The organism is Nocardioides zhouii (assembly GCF_004137345.1).
Classification (GTDB): domain Bacteria; phylum Actinomycetota; class Actinomycetes; order Propionibacteriales; family Nocardioidaceae; genus Nocardioides; species Nocardioides zhouii.
The window spans coordinates 1-15,175 of the sequence record NZ_SDWV01000032.1; the positions used below are offsets into that span (position 1 = coordinate 1).

Genomic DNA, 15,175 nt, shown 5'->3' on the forward strand with positions numbered 1-15,175 from the left:
GCGCTCCAAAACGTCCTCAACAACACCACCGAGAAAGCGGCCTGAACGGTCAGGGGTAGACACAGGGCAACTCATGCGAGGACCTCGAGCGCACCGGGGTCGCACGTGACGGTGAGGGGCAGCGGTCCGAAGCGCTCGCCGTCGGCGTACGACACGATGCCGGGCGCGGCGACGGTGACCGAGCGCACCCGCCGGTGGACGTACTCGGCGACGCCGTCGATCTTCCCGGTGAAGAGTCGCGGATAGGAGCGCACCAGCTTGGGCTTGCTCATCTTGGTGATGACCACGACGTCGAGCAGTCCGTCGTCGAGGAGGGCTCCCTCGGTGATCCGCAGGCCGCCGCCGAAGGACGGGCCGTTGCCGACGGCGACGAGCATCGCCTCGTGCTCGACCGTCTCGCCGTCGAGGTCGAGGACGTACGGCAGCGGTCGGAAGGTGCGCAGCTCGGCCAGCGTGGCGAGGTTGTAGCGCATCTGTCCCTTCGGCCAGGTCATCGCGTTGGCGCGCTCGTTGACGATCGCGTCGAAGCCGGCGGCCAGGACGGTGACGAACCAGCGGTCGCCGCTGCGGGCGAGGTCGATGCTGCGGCGGCGCGACGCGATGACGCGGTCGGCGGCGGCCACGGGGTCGGTGCGCGGCAGGCCGAGGTAGCGCGCGACGTCGTTGCCGGTGCCGCTGGGGATCAGGCCGAGGGGTACGCCGGTGCGGGCGACGGCTTGGACGCCGAGGTGCACCAGCCCGTCTCCCCCGCACACGACGAGGGCCTCGACGCCGTCGGCCACGCAGGCCCTGGCCAGGTCGAGCGCCTCGTCGGCGTCGCGACCCTGCAGGTTGCGTACGACGAACCCGCTCTCCCGGAGCCTGGCCAGCGCCACGTCACGGTGGCGAGCGCCCTTGCCTCCGCCGGAGGTCGGGTTGGTGAGCAAGGCGATCTCGCGGCCCCGTACGGAGACAACGGGGTCTGACGGGTCGAGCATGAGCGCGACACTATCCCGCAGCCCTAGGCTCCCAGCCGCAGCAGGGCCGCATAGCGCTCGGCGCGTGCGCCGACGGCGTTCGCGAACCGGCCGAGCGCCTCCAGGACGAGGTCGGGACCGAAGCCCGTGCCGGGCACGGCGAGCACCATCCGGGTGTCGAGGGCACCGACGACGACCTGTCCGTGACGCCAGGCCTGGTGGACCCGCAGGCGCGTCGCGTCGTCGACGACCGGCTCGGGATAGGCCTCGTCGACGGCCAGAAGGTCGCAGACGATGTCGTCCGCCCCCGCGGCGGTCAGCCGCCCCTGGACCAGGTGGCCGGACCGCAGACCGGCGTCGGAGCGCCACACCACGTCATGGGTGCCGAGCCACTCGGGCAGGTCGAAGGGATCGATGTCGGTGATCGATGCCTGCATGGGTCCAGCCTGTCAGAGCACGTCAGAGCACGTCAGAGGCAGGTCAGATGGGAGACAGGTCGTCGGGGCCGAGCCCGGCGTTGGGGGCGTTGCGCGCCCGGCGACGGTCGTTGAACCGGGCGATGGCCTCGGAGGCGAAGAAGAGCAGCACCATCGGCCCGGCCATCAAGGTCATGGAGAACGGGTCGGCAGATGGCGTGGCGACGGCGGCAAAGACGAAGGTGCCGATGATGATCCACGGCCGGTACGCCTTCAGGGACGCACCCTTAACCACGCCGGCGAAGTTGAGCAGCACCACGAAGACCGGGATGTTGAACGACAACCCGAAGACGAAGAGTGTCCGGGTGAAGAACTGGAGATAGATGTTGAAGTCGACGAGGTTGGTGAAGCCGTCAGGGTTGAAGCCGATCAGCACCTCGAGCGCGAGCGGGAGCGTGAGGTAGCCCAGCGCCACGCCACCGATGAAGAGGGGGCCGGCTACCGAGACGAAGATCCTGGTCATCTTGCGCTCTCGCGCATAGAGCCCGGGCAGCACGAAGGCCCACACCTGGTAGAGCCAGTACGGCGCCGTGACCAGGACTGCGGTGAAGCCGGCGAGGGTCAGCCAGAGAAGGAGGCCCGCGGCCGGCCCGCTCGTGACGGCCTGCGATGCTCCCTTCGGCAAGTTCTCCATGGCCTGGGTGTAGGGGCCGATGACGAGGTCGAGCAGAGTGTGACGGAACACCAGGGCGACGACCACGGCCACGACGAGCGCGAGCAGACAGCGTAACAACCGCGCACGGAACTCGCGGAAGTGGTCGGCCAGCGCCATCCGGCCGTCCGGCCCGACAGCCTCTGGCGGCGGTCCCTTGAAGAGACCGAAGAGGCCGGAGATCCTCACCCGGGTCAGGCGGTGGTGTCGTCGCGCCGCTCGCGGACCACGTCACCCGTGGTCTCGGTGCGCGCCTCGACCTCGCGGGCTTCGATCTCGCGCTGCTCGGGCGTCTTGTCCGCGTCGTCCTTGGCGCCGTCTCGCAGGTCCTTGGTCTCGGTCTTGAAGATCCGCAGGGCCTGGCCCGTGCTGCGGGCGAGGTCGGGCAGCTTGGCGGCACCGAACACGAGCACGACGATCGCCAGGATCACCAGCCACTCCAGCCCCTGGGGCATACCGACCAGTGGGTTGATCATGAGGTCACTCCAAGCGTGGGATTGCGGATGGGAGGTGCTGCAGCATTCACGGGAAGTCTACGCCGCCATCCTCATAGAGGCTGAGGGTTGCCCGTGCTGCGGATGTGAACGATGCGGCGTAGTCGTCCGGCGCCAACAAGGTGGCGTGCGGAGCGAGGCGGAACAGCAGCGAGCGTACCCACTGCTCGCTGGCCACCTCGAGGTCGACGTCGATGGTGTCGTCGGGACCGGGTCGCTGCGCCGTGACCTGGTAGTACTCGACCACCCACCATGCGGGCGGGGCGAGGCGCAGCGTGACCGTGCGGGTCTCGGAGTCGGCGAACCACCCTCCGGTCAAGTCCCGGGCACGCGCGCCGGGGTCCGCGACCGGCGTGTCGAGCTCGGTCGCGGCCAGGATCCGGTCCACCCGGAACGCCCGGTCGCCCTGGGCCGTGTGGCACCACGCGTCGAGGTAGAACAGGTCCTCGATGCGGGCCAGTCCACGCGGATCCACCACCCGGCGGGACTCCTCGTCGCGTGACGGCACGTAGTAGGTGATCTCGGCCTGGTGCCCGTGGGCGATCGCCGCCTGCAGCACCGGGATGACGGCGCTGCTCTCGAGGGCCGTCGGGTCGACGTGCAGGCGCAGCAGGCCCTCGCCGTCCTGGCCCGCGGCCGACTCGAGCTTGGTCAGCGTGCGCTCGATGACGTCGCGCGCCTCGTCGGGTGCGGCCTCGACCATGGTGCGCAGCGCCACCACGAGCGACGTGGCCTCGGCGGGCGAGAAGCGGACCGGTCGGGCGAGGTAGTCGGCGTTGTCGACGCGGATGATCCGGTCGCCCTCGAGCGCCTCGAGGTCGACCTCGATCAGGTCGCCGGGGAGCCCGGGCGAGACGCCGGTCATGAAGAGCAGCCGCAGGTCGCGCTCGATCTGGTCGGCGTCGGTGCCGAAGTGGGAGGCGGCGTCGTCGAGACGCACCTCGCCGCGGGCGAGGAGGTAGGGCACCAGGGCCAGGAGGCGGGCGACCTGGTCGGGGGCGGTGTCGGCGCTCTGGCTGGTCATCGCATCCCCCCGGCGGCCACGGCCCGCAGCCGCGAGACCACCTCGTCGCGCAGCGCCTGCGGGCCCTCGACCACGACGTCGGCGCCGTAGGTCAGCACCTCGTCGGACAGCTCGTGGACGGGGCCCTGGACCACGACGCTGTCCCAGCCGGGCTCGTCCAGCGCTGTCACGGACTCCGCGCGGCGGCGCAGTCCCACTCCCGTGCCCTGCCGCACCCGGAGCTCGGCCCGCACCGACGGGAACGACGGCGAGAGGCGACGGGCCACGGCGCGTACGTCGGTGCCCGCCGGCACGTCGTACGCATGGGACTTGCCGGTGGCACGCACCGTGCCGACGATCCGCGAGAGCCGGAAGACCCGCTCGGCGCCGCGGTCGACGTCGAAGCCGACGACGTACCACCGCCCCGAGGACCGCGCGAGGCCCCACGGCTGCACCCGACGTGTGGTGGGTTCGGTCTCGCTCGCGCGCTGGTAGGGGAAGCTGACCTGGCGGCGCTTGCCGACGGCGTCCCACAGCGGCTCGAAGGCGGGCTCGTCGGCGGAGATCGCCGGCGCGACGACCTCGAGGCGGGCGGGATCGATCTCCACCCCTTGCCCCTTGAGCTTGGCGAGCGCGCGGGCGGTCGCCTTGGCGAGCGTGGCCTGCTGCCAGACCTGGGCGGCGAGGCCGAGCACGGCCGCCTCGTCGGACTCGAAGCGGATCTCGGGCAGCGAGGTCTGCTCGGTGGGGATGCGGTAGCCGATCTCGTCGTCGAAGAACGCGTCGGCGCTACCGACCTCGATCACGGCGCCGATCTGGCGCAGCGCGTCCTTGTCGCGCTCGAAGGCACGCTCGAACGCCTCGTCACCCGCAGGACCGCGCGGGTGGTCGCCGTACACGGCCTCCCGGATGGCGTCCTTGCCGATGAACCGCTTGGCGCCGAGCAGCAGGATGTGCAGGTTCATCAGCCGCTCAGCTCGAGGCTGCGCCATGACTTCCCTCCCCCTGCCTCTCGCGCCCGGTCGTCAGTCGGCTTCGGACACGCCGAGGATGTCGATCACGAAGAAGAGCGTGTCGGTGCCCTTGATGCCGGCGTCCGCGTTGCCCTCCTCGCCGTAGCCCTTGTTCGGCGGGATCTCGAGGATCACCCGGGAGCCGACGGTGCGGCCCACGAGGCGCTCGTCCCAGCCCGCGATGACACTGCCGACGCCGATCGGGAACTCGGCCGGCTCGCCGGTGTACGACTCGTCGAAGGGCGCCTCGGCGTCGTAGACCTGACCGAGGTAGTTGACGATGAGCGTCTGGCCGGACTTCACCTTGGCGCCGTCGCCCTTGATCAGGGTGGTGGCGATGAGCTCGCCGGTCGGCTTGTGGGCCTCGGTGAAGTCGAGCCCGGTGATGATGCCGTCCTGCTCGAGCAGGGTCGGCGCCCAGCCGGCGGGCTTCTTCTCCTCGCCCTGCGGTCCGTCGAGCGGCGGCACGGTCGGCGGGGGCGGCACGGTGTCCGAGCGGCCCATGATGTCGACGACGATGACTGCCGCGTCGCGGTTGCCGATGCCGAACCGCGCACCACCGAACTTGCCGAACGCCTTGTCCGAGGGGATCAGCGCCAGGATCCGGTCGCCGACCTTGTGGCCGACCATCGTGTCGGTGAGGAACGGCAGCACCTCGTCGCCGAGCTCCAGCGACTGGGGCTCGCCCTCGAAGGTGCTCTGCGTCTCCTTCTCGGTGTAGCCGTTGCCGATCCACCACTGCGCCTCGACGGTGTCACCGGCGGCCACGTCCTCGCCGTCACCCTCGATGACGACGTCGGTCTCGGTCTTGGACGGGTCGAGGCGGCCGTCGAAGGTCACCTCGGGCGCCTCGCCCTGCTTGCCCTCGACGGTCACCGAGCTCAGCGAGGCGCTGCCCTCGTCGGCGTCGCTCGACTCGGACCCGCAGGCGGCGAGCACCAGCAGGCTGACGGCGAGGAGACCGCTGAGGGCTCGTCGGTGGGCAGCGGAACGGACACGAGACACAGGTTTCAACCTCATCGATCGACACAGCGTTGGCCGGGTCACCCTATCCAGCGACCCCTACCGGTGCGCGACGACACCGGTCACAGGGTGGTCACATCCCGTCGATGAGCCGCTGCACGCGCTCGTCGTACGCCTTGAACGGGTCCTTGCAGAGCACGGTGCGCTGCGCCTGGTCGTTGAGCTTGAGGTGCACCCAGTCGACGGTGAAGTCGCGGCGCCGCTCCTGGGCCTTGCGGATGAACTCGCCACGCAGCCGGGCGCGGGTGTTCTGCGGCGGGACGCTCTTGGCCTCGAAGATCTTGAGGTCGGTGGTGACGCGCGCAACGGCGCCGCGCTTCTCCAGCAGGTAGTAGAGGCCGCGGCCGCGGTGGATGTCGTGGTACGCCAGGTCGAGCTGGGCGATCCGGGCGTCGCCGAGCGACAAGCCGTTCTTGGCGCGGTAGCGCTCGATCAGCTTGTACTTGATGACCCAGTCGATCTCGCGGTCCACCAGGCCGAGGTCGTCGGACTCCACGGCCTTGAGCCCCCTCTCCCAGAGGTCCAGTGCCCGCTCGATGGTGGGCGTGGAGATCTGGCGGCGGTCGACGAAGTCGCGTGCCTTGCCGAGGTACTCCGCCTGGATCTCGAGGGCGCTCGCCTCCCGGCCGTTGGCCAGGCGAATCTTGCGCCGCCCCGTCATGTCGTGGCTGATCTCGCGGATGGCGCGGATCGGGTTCTCCATCGTGAGGTCGCGCATCACCACGCCCTCCTCGATCATCCGCAGCACCAGGTCGCACGACGCGACCTTGAGCATCGTCGTGGTCTCGCTCATGTTGGAGTCGCCCACGATGACGTGGAGGCGACGGAACCGCTCGGCGTCGGCGTGCGGCTCGTCGCGGGTGTTGATGATCGGGCGGCTGCGGGTGGTGGCGCTGCTGACGCCCTCCCAGATGTGCTCGGCACGCTGGCTCACGCTGTACGACGCCCCGCGCGGAGTCATCACGACCTTGCCGGCGCCGACGATGATCTGCCGGGTGACCAGGAACGGGATCAGCACCTCGGCGAGCTTGCTGAACTCCCCCGCCCGGCCGACGAGGTAGTTCTCGTGGCAGCCGTACGAGTTGCCGGCCGAGTCGGTGTTGTTCTTGAAGAGGTAGATGTCGCCGGAGATGCCCTCCTCGTGGAGGCGGTTCTCGGCGTCGAGGAGCAGGCCCTCGAGGATCCGCTCGCCGGCCTTGTCGTGCGTGACGAGCTCCACGATGTCGTCGCACTCGGGGGTGGCGTACTCCGGGTGGCTGCCGACGTCGAGGTAGAGCCGCGCGCCGTTGCGGAGGAAGACGTTGGACGAGCGGCCCCAGCTGACGACCTTGCGGAAGAGGTAGCGGGCGACCTCGTCGGGGCTCAGCCGGCGCTGGCCCTTGAACGTGCACGTGACGCCGTACTCGTTCTCGATGCCGAAGATGCGCCGGTCCATGGCCCCACCCTAGGCGTGGTTGCCACGCCGCAGCCGTCACTCCGCTCCGAATCGCGCCCGGCGAGCCGTGTTGTCCGCCCCTTCCAGGGTGCGGGCATGACTGAGTCCGACACCTCGACCGACCTCCGACCCGGCACGTGGCCCGGCCACGTGGCGATGGCCGTCGGCACCGGCCTGCTGACCACCTACCTGCCGGTGCAGCGCTGGCGGCGATCCGCGCGGTAGGGGCTGTACGGCGGGATGGGCGCGCTGGCCTCCGGCGGCATGGGCGCCTTCCTCGCCGCCCCGGATCGGCACGTGGAGCGGGCCCGGCAGGAGGAACCACCGTTCACCCTGAGCTCCGGCGCCAAGGCGGCCGTCGCCGCTGGGTTCGGCGCGCTGGTGATGGTGGTGAGCCGCGGCGGGCAGTCTGCGGTCGAGTGGGCCGAGCGCGCGCTCACCGCTCGCGGCGTACGCCGTCCGCGACTGTGGATGGGAGTGGCTGCCGCAGCTGCCTCGCTGGCGATGAGCGCCGCTGACATGCGCACCGCGGCCCGGGACCAGGCGTCCACGTCCCGACAGGACGCTCTTGACGGTCCGGCCTCCTCCGGGTGAGCGTTGCCCCCATGCAAGCGCGCCACCTCGTCGCGACGGTGCTCGTCGAGCCGAGCCTGGTCGCTGACCTCGAGCTGCGGGTGATGACCGACGACCTCTGGTTGTGGCCGGTCAGGACCGCCCCGGTGGTCGTCGACGGCGAGCGGATGGAGTTCCAGCTCCGCCGGCGCCTGGTCGAGCAGCGGCGCGGTGCCTGGGACGACGCGGCCACGTGGACGCCGGTGTGGATCGGCTTCGGCGACGCCTGGCACGAGTTCGGTCCCGACGGGAGCGCCCGTCCCACCGGGCCACTCCCCTGGGCCGCGCACCAGAGGTTGTGGCACGCGCTCGCGGAGTTCGGCTCGCTCGTGCGCTACCGGCGACGGCTCGGAGGGATCCCCACCGAACCCACCGAGCACTGGCCGGGTCTCCACCTCCGCTGAGCCGCCGTTGCTTCGGGCTGGTCGCTGGTCGTCCGCCCCTCGGCCGGGGTGGCGGTGAGTGAGGCGGATTCTGGGCGTCGGGAGTCCCCCTCACCCGCCTCCCGCGCGTGTGTCGTCAACGCCGCGCCGGGGCGGGGGTGAGTGAGGCGGACCCTGCGCGTGGGAAATCCTCCTCACGCACCGCTCAAGAGGAAGGGCCGGACCGACAAGCACGCAGGTGCGCGGAGGTCAGACCTGGCCGGGCTCTGAGGGCGGTGGTGGCGTCCCCGGGACGGGAGGCTCACCGGCCGGGGCCGTCGACGTGTCGTCCGGTGGCGGCTCGATGGGGCTCGGCTGCGCCGGCGGGGCGATCGGCGGCTCGCCCGTCAGCGGGTCCTCCAGCGGGGGCGTCGCGCCGGAGACCTGGTCGGTCGGGTCGGCCGGGTCGTCCTGACCGGACTGGTGCGGGGCCGCGCCGGCGAGAGCGTCCTCGGGGGCCGGGTCGGCGGCGGACGCCGCGCCACGCTCGCCCAGGATCTCGGTGAGCCGCGGCGCGCGCAGCCGGAGGAACTTGCGGGGCTGCTCGCGCGTACGGTCGAGCACGGCGACCTCGAGGGCGTCGGCCGCGATGACGCGGTCCTCGGTCTCGCTGTGGCCCAGGGCCGACACCGCGAGGCGCACCGCCTCCTCGAGCGAGGCTCCCTCGACATAGTTCTCCCGCAACGCAGTCGCGACCACGTCGGCCGCTCCGCCCATCACGGCGAACTTGTGCTCGTCGGCGACCTGGCCGTCGTAGGTCAGCCGGTAGAGCTGGTCGTCGGCCGCCGCGTCGCCGATCTCGGCGACGAAGAGCTCGACCTCGTAGGGCTTCTCGCCGCCCGAGGAGAAGATCGTGCCGAGTGTCTGGGCGTACGCGTTGGCCAGCCCGCGGCCGCTCACGTCGCGCCGGTCGTAGGCGTAGCCGCGCATGTCGGCGAGGCGTACGCCCGCGATGCGGAGGTTCTCGAACTCGTTGTAGCGACCGACCGCGGCGAAGGCGATCCGGTCGTAGATCTCGCTGACCTTGTGCAGCGCCTGCGAGGGGTTCTCGGAGGCGAACAGGATCCCGTCGGCGTACTGGACGGCGACGACCGAGCGCCCGCGGGCGATGCCCTTGCGCGCGAAGTCGGCCCGATCCTTCATCAGCTGCTCGGGCGAGACGTAGAACGGCATGCTCATGCGATGCCTCCGGCCTCGCCTGAGCATGCCAGGGCATGGCTCTGCTTGATCGCGCCCTCGCTGCGCTCGGTCACGGGCTCGCTTCGCTCGCTCACAGTTCGGTCTCTCCTACTCACGTCAAAGGGGCGGCGGGGCCGTCGGGGCGTTGCATGCGCGAGGCGATCATCCGGTCCGCGATGGCCGAGACCTCCTCGTCGGGCATGCGCCGACCACCGTCGGGCGTGATCAGGTGGACGACCGGGAAGATCCGGCGAGTCAGGTCGGGGCCGCCGGTGGCGGAGTCGTCGTCGGCGGCGTCGTACAGGGCCTGGATGACGGCCATGACCGCCTCGTCGGCGTCGAAGTCGTCACGGTAGAGCTTCTTGAGCGAGCCCCGCGCGAAGAGCGAGCCGGAGCCGACCGAGTGGAACGCCGTCTCCTCGTAGCGCCCGCCGGTGACGTCGTAGCTGAAGATCCGGCCCTGGTCGGCCTCGAGGTCGAAGCCGGCGAAGAGCGGCACGACGGCGAGACCCTGCATCGCGAGGCCAAGGTTGGCCCGGATGAGGGCGGCGAGCCGGTTGGCCTTGCCGTCCATCGAGAGCGTGGTGCCCTCGATCTTCTCGTAGTGCTCGAGCTCGGTCTGGAACAGCCGCACCATCTCGACGGCGAGGCCTGCCGTGCCGGCGATGCCGACGACCGAGAACTCGTCGGCCGGGAAGACCTTCTGGATGTCGCGCTGGGCGATGATGTTGCCCATCGTGGCCCGGCGGTCGCCCGCCATCACGACGCCGCCCGCGAAGGTGGCCGCGACGATCGTGGTGCCGTGCGGCGCCAGGTCACCGGCGTTGCCGGCGGGGACCGCACGGCGCGACGGGAGCAGGTCGGGAGCCTGGACGCCGATGAAGTCGGCGAAGCTCGACGTGCCCGGCGTCATGAACGAGGTGGGCAGCCGCGATTCGTTCACTGGCCGCCCTTTTGGATGAACGACTTCACGAAGTCCTCGGCGTTGGCCTCGAGGACCTCGTCGATCTCGTCGAGGATCGCGTCCACGTCCTCGTCGATCATCTCCTTGCGCTCGGCGACGTCGCTCTCGACGACCTCTTCGGTCGCCGTCTCCTCCTGCGAGGACTTGCGCGGCTGCTTCTGCTCCTGGGCCATGACTCGACCCTATCCACTCCCACCGACGCGACAAGGCCGTTCACCGTGGGCGGACCCCGCGAGTCGCCGGTGCCCGCACGACGGCGTACGTCGGTTCGCGCGCGCCAGGGCGGTCGTCCAGCCGCAGTCGGCGGCGTACGAGTGTGGCTGCGCCACCGCTCGCCGCACCATGCCGGTCACCGGCCGGACACCTCAGCAGGCCCTCGCGCCCCTCGGGTGGGGGAAGTCTTGCGCGGATGGGCTGTTGCAACGGCCGACCCGCGCGGGAGTCACCGCTGAAGCGGTGACTCCTGCAGGGTCGGGGCTCAGCGGGTGATGGCCGCCACGAGCGCCTGGGCGGTGTCGCAGCGGTCGATCAGGTCGCCGACGTGGGCGCGGGTGCCGCGGAGCGGGTCGATGGTCGGCACGCGCTGGAGGGACTCCCGGCCGGGCAGGTCGAAGATCACCGAGTCCCACGACGCGGCGGCCACGGAGTCGGAGTACTTGTCCAGGCAGCGGCCGCGGAAGTAGGCGCGGGTGTCGGTCGGCGGGTCGTGCATGGCGGCCTCGATCGCCGCGTCGTCGAGCAGTCGCTCGATCCTCCCGGAGGCCGCGAGCCGGTGGTAGAGCCCCTTGTCGGGGCGTACGTCGGAGTACTGCAGGTCGATCAGGTGCAGCTTGGCGTCGTCCCAGTCGAGGCCGTCGCGGTCGCGGTACTGGTTGAGGAGCTTGAGCTTGGCGACCCAGTCGAGCTCGGTGGCGCACTCCATCGGGTCGCGCTCGAGCCGGGTCAGCACCGACTCCCAGCGCGCGAGCACGTCGACGGTCTGGTCGTCGGCGTCGGCGCCGAGGCGGTCCTCGACGTACTTGCGGGCCAGCTCGAGGTACTCCATCTGCAGCTGGACGGCGGTCAGCCGGCGCCCGTCGCGCAGGGTCACGAGGTGGCGCAGGGTGGGGTCGTGCGAGACGTCGCGGAGCGTACGGACCGCACCCTCCACCGTCAGGTCGCGGTCGATGAAGCCGTCCTCGATCATCGCGAGCACCAGCGACGTCGTGCCGACCTTGAGGTAGATCGAGAGCTCCGCGAGGTTGGCGTCGCCCAGGATCACGTGCAGCCGGCGATAGACCGCGGGGTCTGCGTGCGGCTCGTCGCGGGTGTTGATGATCGGGCGCTTGAGGGTGGTCTCGAGCCCGACCTCGACCTCGAAGTAGTCGGCCCGCTGGCTCACCTGGAAACCGTGATCGCGACCGTCCTGGCCGATGCCGACGCGACCCGCGCCGGTGACGACTTGGCGCGAGACGAAGAAGGGCGTCAGGTGGCGCACGATCTCCGCGAAGGGCGTCGAGCGGCGCATCAGGTAGTTCTCGTGGGCGCCGTAGGACGCGCCCTTGTTGTCGGTGTTGTTCTTGTAGAGCAGGATCGGCGCGCTGTTGGGCACCTGCGCCGCCATCCGGGAGGCGTCGAGCATGACCTGCTCCCCCGCCTTCTCCCAGCGCACCACGTCCAGGGGCGTCGTGACCTCGGGCGAGGAGTACTCCGGGTGGGCGTGGTCGACGTAGAGCCGGGCGCCGTTGGTGAGGATGACGTTGGCGAGCCCCAGGTCCTCGTCGGTGAGCTGGCTCGGGTCCGCGATCTGACGGGCCATGTCGAAGCCGCGCGCGTCGCGCAGCGGCGACTCCTCCTCGAAGTCCCACCTGGCCCGACGCGCCTTCACCGTCGACGAGGCATAGGCGTTGACGACCTGGGACGAGGCGACCATCGGGTTGGCACCGGGCTGCCCCTGCACCGAGATGCCGTACTCGACCTCCGTGCCCATCACGCGTCGTACGCTCATGCCATGAGCCTACGGGTGTGGGACGAGCGCGTCGTGCCTCGTCTGACGGACCTCAGCCTGCGTGGGCACGAGGTCGGCGAGATGCGCGAGGTGGCCTGCGCCGGACTGACCGGTCGGGTCCTCGAGATCGGCTTCGGCAGTGGCCTCAACGTCCGGTGGTACCCACCCGAGGTGACGTCCGTGACCGCGATCGAGCCGTCCGACCTGGGCTGGCAGCTCTCCGAACGACGACGTGCGCATACGGAGGTGCCGATCGGCCGCGCCGGCCTCGACGGGCAGCGGCTCGACCTGCCGGACGATTCGCACGACTGCGCGCTCATCACGTTCAGCCTCTGCACGATCCCGGATCCGCTGCTGGCGCTGCGCGAGGCCCGTCGCGTGGTGCGCGCGGGCGGCCGGCTCCATGCGCTCGAGCACGGGCTGGCGCCCGACGAGTCCGTACGCCGTTGGCAGCGCCGGCTGGAGCCGGTGCAGCGGGCTGTCGCCGGAGGGTGCCACCTCACGCGCAACATTCCGGCGCTGGTGGAGCAGGCGGGATGGCACGTCGAGAAGTCCCAGCAGGAGTACCTGCCGGGACCGGCCGCCTCACGGCCGTGGACCTACGGATACCGGCTCGTCGCCGGCTGAGTGAGGGTCAACGACCGCGACGCAGGAAGCCGGCGAGGAAGAGGACGATCAGGACGACGACGACGATGATGATGATGGTTCGCATCTGGCCAACCTAGTCCTCGTCGCACCCGGCACACACCCTCCCAGGGGTGTCCCGGCTCTGCGTGTCGCGTCAGGAGCTGCGGGACTGCCAGGCGTGGGCGGCGTTCACACCGACGATGCCGAGCCAGCCGATGACGACGGCCGGGAGGCCGTTGTCGGTCGCGACGGTGGGCACGATGGTGATCGGCACGCCGACGCCCACCGAGATGAGCCCGAGGACGAACTGTCGGATCCGCGAGCCTTCGGTCCCGGACGTACGCCGTTGGGCCACCGCGACCTGGTCGGCCACCCTGCGGTCGACGGCCCGCTCGATCCGCTCGGCGAAGCCGTCGACCAGCTCGGCGTCGTAGCGGGCACCGAGCTCGCGCCGGGTCGCCAGCGCCGCCTCGATGTCGCCGTGGCCGAGATCGTCGTCGAGACTCATCGTCGGCTCCCCGAGCTCAGAGGTACTGGCCCGTGTTGGCGACGGTGTCGATGGAGCGACCCGGCTCGGTGCCCTGCTTGCCGGTGACGAGGGTGCGGATGAACACGATGCGCTCGCCCTTCTTGCCCGAGATTCGCGCCCAGTCGTCGGGGTTGGTGGTATTGGGCAGGTCCTCGTTCTCCTTGAACTCGTCGACGCACGCCTGGAGCATGTGCTGGACCCGGAGCCCGCGCTGGGCGGGGTTGAGGTCGCTGTCGAGGAAGTCCTTGATCGCCATCTTCTTGGCGCGGTCGACGATGTTCTGGATCATCGCGCCGGAGTTGAAGTCCTTGAAGTAGAGGACCTCCTTGTCACCGTTGGCGTAGGTGACCTCCAGGAAGCGGTTCTCCTCCGACTCGGTGTACATCCGCTCGACGGTGGCGCGGATCATCGCCGCCACCGTGGCCTCGCGGTCGTCGTTGAACTCGGCCAGGTCGACGCTGTGGAGCGGCAGGGTCGAGGTGAGGTACTTGGAGAAGATGTCGCGCGCCGACTCCGCGTCGGGCCGCTCGATCTTGATCTTCACGTCGAGCCGGCCCGGGCGCAGGATCGCCGGGTCGATCATGTCCTCGCGGTTGGAGGCACCGATCACGAGCACGTTCTCCAGCGCCTCGACGCCGTCGATCTCGCTCAGCAGCTGCGGCACGATCGTGTTCTCCACGTCGGAGGAGACGCCCGAGCCGCGCGTACGGAAGAGGGAGTCCATCTCGTCGAAGAACACGATGACGGGCGTGCCCATCGACGCCTTCTCACGCGCCCGCTGGAAGACCAGCCGGATGTGGCGCTCGGTCTCGCCGACGTACTTGTTGAGCAGCTCGGGGCCCTTGATGTTGAGGAAGTAGGACTTCCCCGACGCGCCCGTACGCTCCGACACCTTCTTGGCCAGCGAGTTGGCCACCGCCTTGGCGATCAGCGTCTTGCCACAGCCGGGAGGGCCGTAGAGCAGCACGCCCTTCGGCGGCTTGAGCTGGTGGTCCTTGAAGAGCTCGGGGTGCAGGTAGGGCAGCTCGACGGCGTCGCGGATCGCGTCGATCTGCGCGACCAGCCCGCCGATCTGGGAGTAGTCGATGTCGGGGACCTCCTCGAGGACGAGCTCCTCGACCTCCGACTTGGGCACGACCTCGTAGACGTAGCCCGCCCGGGTGTCGAGCAGGAGCGAGTCGCCGGCCCGGATGGTGACGTCCTCCCCGAGCAGCGGCTCAGCGAGGCGTACGACCCGCTCCTCGTCGGCGTTGGCGATGACCAGCGCGCGCTCGCCGTCGGCCAGGATCTCCTTGAGCATCACGACCTCGCCGACCTGCTCGAAGTCGAGCGCGGCGACGACGTTGAGCGCCTCGTTGAGCATGACCTCCTGGCCACGCACGAGGGCATCCATCTCGACCGCGGGGCTGACGCTGACGCGCAGCTTGCGTCCCCCGGTGAAGACGTCGACGGAGTCGTCGCCGTTGCGCCCGAGGAAGGTGCCGAAGCCGGCCGGGGGCTGGGCCAGCCGGTCGACCTCCTCCTTGAGCGTGGTGATCTGGTCGCGGGCGTCGCGCAGCGTCTGCGCGAGGCGTTCGTTCTGGCTCGAGACGGCCGCCAGGGACCGCTGGGCGTCGGCCAGCCTGCTCTCGAGGCCGCGGGCCTGACCGGGTACGTCGTCCAGTCGGCGGCGCAGGTCGGTGACCTCGGCCTCCAGGTAGCGCACCTGAGTGGCAAGCTGCTCGCGTGTCGGCTCGGACATGGGCACCTCCTCCGTCGATGGCGACACTACCCACTCACTCGTGGGACGGAAGTGAATACACG

General features: G+C 70.4%; 18 protein-coding genes. 4 read left to right on the plus strand and 14 right to left on the minus strand.

Annotated features, from left to right (window positions below; genetic code table 11):
* Window positions 1-71: 71 nt before the first annotated feature.
* The 8 genes from EUA94_RS20945 to pafA all read right to left on the minus strand — a co-directional run bounded on the left by EUA94_RS20945 (window position 72) and on the right by pafA (window position 7,052).
* Window positions 72-977 carry a diacylglycerol kinase gene (locus EUA94_RS20945; protein ID WP_129428860.1) on the minus strand — a complete coding sequence of 302 codons (906 nt, stop codon included), beginning with the start codon at window positions 975-977 and terminating at the stop codon, window positions 72-74.
* A gap of 23 nt (window positions 978-1,000) precedes the next feature.
* Window positions 1,001-1,393 (minus strand): hypothetical protein, encoded by a 393-nt coding sequence (locus EUA94_RS20950; RefSeq protein ID WP_129428862.1) that lies wholly within the window; start codon window positions 1,391-1,393, stop codon window positions 1,001-1,003.
* Between the two features lie 43 nt (window positions 1,394-1,436).
* Window positions 1,437-2,273, minus strand: coding sequence for a twin-arginine translocase subunit TatC (gene tatC, locus EUA94_RS20955; RefSeq protein ID WP_129428863.1), 837 nt, complete (start codon window positions 2,271-2,273; stop codon window positions 1,437-1,439).
* 5 nt (window positions 2,274-2,278) lie between these two features.
* The gene (gene tatA, locus EUA94_RS20960; protein WP_129428864.1) at window positions 2,279-2,560 is read right to left on the minus strand and encodes a twin-arginine translocase TatA/TatE family subunit; all 282 of its coding nucleotides are present in this window, start codon (window positions 2,558-2,560) and stop codon (window positions 2,279-2,281) included.
* A 46-nt stretch (window positions 2,561-2,606) separates the two neighbouring features.
* Window positions 2,607-3,602 carry a helix-turn-helix transcriptional regulator gene (locus tag EUA94_RS20965; protein ID WP_129428866.1) on the minus strand — a complete coding sequence of 332 codons (996 nt, stop codon included), beginning with the start codon at window positions 3,600-3,602 and terminating at the stop codon, window positions 2,607-2,609.
* Window positions 3,599-4,573 carry a helix-turn-helix transcriptional regulator gene (locus EUA94_RS20970; protein WP_129428868.1) on the minus strand — a complete coding sequence of 325 codons (975 nt, stop codon included), beginning with the start codon at window positions 4,571-4,573 and terminating at the stop codon, window positions 3,599-3,601. Before EUA94_RS20970 ends, EUA94_RS20965 begins: the two co-directional genes overlap by 4 nt.
* A gap of 33 nt (window positions 4,574-4,606) precedes the next feature.
* On the minus strand, window positions 4,607-5,599 hold the full coding sequence (locus tag EUA94_RS22820; protein WP_165357086.1) for an FKBP-type peptidyl-prolyl cis-trans isomerase: 993 nt from the start codon (window positions 5,597-5,599) through the stop codon (window positions 4,607-4,609).
* A 91-nt stretch (window positions 5,600-5,690) separates the two neighbouring features.
* A complete protein-coding gene (pafA, locus tag EUA94_RS20980) occupies window positions 5,691-7,052 on the minus strand; it encodes a Pup--protein ligase (RefSeq protein WP_129428870.1) in 1,362 nt (453 codons plus the stop codon).
* A gap of 96 nt (window positions 7,053-7,148) precedes the next feature.
* On the opposite strand from pafA, the gene EUA94_RS23005 reads away from it, so the two are divergent.
* Genes EUA94_RS23005 through EUA94_RS20990 form a run of 3 tightly spaced genes read left to right on the plus strand, consistent with a single transcriptional unit; the run spans window position 7,149 to window position 8,068 of the window.
* Window positions 7,149-7,277 (plus strand): hypothetical protein, encoded by a 129-nt coding sequence (locus EUA94_RS23005; protein ID WP_277986130.1) that lies wholly within the window; start codon window positions 7,149-7,151, stop codon window positions 7,275-7,277.
* A 15-nt stretch (window positions 7,278-7,292) separates the two neighbouring features.
* Window positions 7,293-7,646 (plus strand): hypothetical protein, encoded by a 354-nt coding sequence (locus EUA94_RS20985; RefSeq protein WP_129428871.1) that lies wholly within the window; start codon window positions 7,293-7,295, stop codon window positions 7,644-7,646.
* A gap of 11 nt (window positions 7,647-7,657) precedes the next feature.
* Entirely contained in the window at window positions 7,658-8,068 is a 411-nt protein-coding gene (locus EUA94_RS20990) for a hypothetical protein (protein ID WP_129428872.1), read from the plus strand.
* Between the two features lie 228 nt (window positions 8,069-8,296).
* Here EUA94_RS20990 and prcA read toward each other — a convergent pair whose 3' ends face one another.
* From prcA to dop, 4 genes are all read right to left on the minus strand, one after another.
* Complete coding sequence (prcA, locus tag EUA94_RS20995) at window positions 8,297-9,265, minus strand: proteasome subunit alpha (RefSeq protein WP_129428873.1); 969 nt, start codon at window positions 9,263-9,265, stop codon at window positions 8,297-8,299.
* Window positions 9,266-9,377: 112 nt separating this feature from the next.
* On the minus strand, window positions 9,378-10,208 hold the full coding sequence (gene prcB / locus EUA94_RS21000) for a proteasome subunit beta (protein WP_242495101.1): 831 nt from the start codon (window positions 10,206-10,208) through the stop codon (window positions 9,378-9,380).
* Window positions 10,205-10,402: a ubiquitin-like protein Pup gene (locus EUA94_RS21005; protein ID WP_129428874.1), complete on the minus strand. Its 198-nt coding sequence runs from the start codon at window positions 10,400-10,402 to the stop codon at window positions 10,205-10,207. The genes prcB and EUA94_RS21005 overlap by 4 nt, the downstream gene beginning before the upstream one ends.
* 305 nt (window positions 10,403-10,707) lie before the next feature.
* On the minus strand, window positions 10,708-12,216 hold the full coding sequence (gene dop, locus EUA94_RS21010; protein WP_129428875.1) for a depupylase/deamidase Dop: 1,509 nt from the start codon (window positions 12,214-12,216) through the stop codon (window positions 10,708-10,710).
* Between the two features lie 3 nt (window positions 12,217-12,219).
* Here dop and EUA94_RS21015 point away from each other — a divergent pair, with 3 nt between their 5' ends.
* Window positions 12,220-12,843 (plus strand): class I SAM-dependent methyltransferase, encoded by a 624-nt coding sequence (locus EUA94_RS21015; RefSeq protein WP_207210689.1) that lies wholly within the window; start codon window positions 12,220-12,222, stop codon window positions 12,841-12,843.
* Between the two features lie 154 nt (window positions 12,844-12,997).
* Here the strand turns inward: EUA94_RS21015 and EUA94_RS21020 are convergent, their stop codons facing one another.
* Both EUA94_RS21020 and arc read right to left on the minus strand, forming a co-directional pair.
* Window positions 12,998-13,351 (minus strand): hypothetical protein, encoded by a 354-nt coding sequence (locus EUA94_RS21020; RefSeq protein WP_129428876.1) that lies wholly within the window; start codon window positions 13,349-13,351, stop codon window positions 12,998-13,000.
* Between the two features lie 16 nt (window positions 13,352-13,367).
* Window positions 13,368-15,113, minus strand: a complete 1,746-nt coding sequence (gene arc / locus EUA94_RS21025; protein ID WP_129428877.1) for a proteasome ATPase — start codon at window positions 15,111-15,113, stop codon at window positions 13,368-13,370.
* Window positions 15,114-15,175 lie beyond the last annotated feature (62 nt).

What these genes read in the sequence shown, in the direction of transcription:
- EUA94_RS20945 (WP_129428860.1), bottom strand. Translation starts at nt 977, where the DNA reads ATGCTCGACCCGTCAGACCCCGTTGTCTCCGTACGGGGCCGCGAGATC.
- EUA94_RS20950 (WP_129428862.1), bottom strand. Translation starts at nt 1,393, where the DNA reads ATGCAGGCATCGATCACCGACATCGATCCCTTCGACCTGCCCGAGTGG.
- tatA (WP_129428864.1), bottom strand. Translation starts at nt 2,560, where the DNA reads ATGATCAACCCACTGGTCGGTATGCCCCAGGGGCTGGAGTGGCTGGTG.
- EUA94_RS20965 (WP_129428866.1), bottom strand. Translation starts at nt 3,602, where the DNA reads ATGACCAGCCAGAGCGCCGACACCGCCCCCGACCAGGTCGCCCGCCTC.
- EUA94_RS20970 (WP_129428868.1), bottom strand. Translation starts at nt 4,573, where the DNA reads ATGGCGCAGCCTCGAGCTGAGCGGCTGATGAACCTGCACATCCTGCTG.
- pafA (WP_129428870.1), bottom strand. Translation starts at nt 7,052, where the DNA reads ATGGACCGGCGCATCTTCGGCATCGAGAACGAGTACGGCGTCACGTGC.
- EUA94_RS23005 (WP_277986130.1), top strand. Translation starts at nt 7,149, where the DNA reads ATGACTGAGTCCGACACCTCGACCGACCTCCGACCCGGCACGTGGCCC.
- EUA94_RS20985 (WP_129428871.1), top strand. Translation starts at nt 7,293, where the DNA reads ATGGGCGCGCTGGCCTCCGGCGGCATGGGCGCCTTCCTCGCCGCCCCG.
- EUA94_RS20990 (WP_129428872.1), top strand. Translation starts at nt 7,658, where the DNA reads ATGCAAGCGCGCCACCTCGTCGCGACGGTGCTCGTCGAGCCGAGCCTG.
- prcA (WP_129428873.1), bottom strand. Translation starts at nt 9,265, where the DNA reads ATGAGCATGCCGTTCTACGTCTCGCCCGAGCAGCTGATGAAGGATCGG.
- EUA94_RS21005 (WP_129428874.1), bottom strand. Translation starts at nt 10,402, where the DNA reads ATGGCCCAGGAGCAGAAGCAGCCGCGCAAGTCCTCGCAGGAGGAGACG.
- dop (WP_129428875.1), bottom strand. Translation starts at nt 12,216, where the DNA reads ATGAGCGTACGACGCGTGATGGGCACGGAGGTCGAGTACGGCATCTCG.
- EUA94_RS21015 (WP_207210689.1), top strand. Translation starts at nt 12,220, where the DNA reads ATGAGCCTACGGGTGTGGGACGAGCGCGTCGTGCCTCGTCTGACGGAC.
- EUA94_RS21020 (WP_129428876.1), bottom strand. Translation starts at nt 13,351, where the DNA reads ATGAGTCTCGACGACGATCTCGGCCACGGCGACATCGAGGCGGCGCTG.
- arc (WP_129428877.1), bottom strand. Translation starts at nt 15,113, where the DNA reads ATGTCCGAGCCGACACGCGAGCAGCTTGCCACTCAGGTGCGCTACCTG.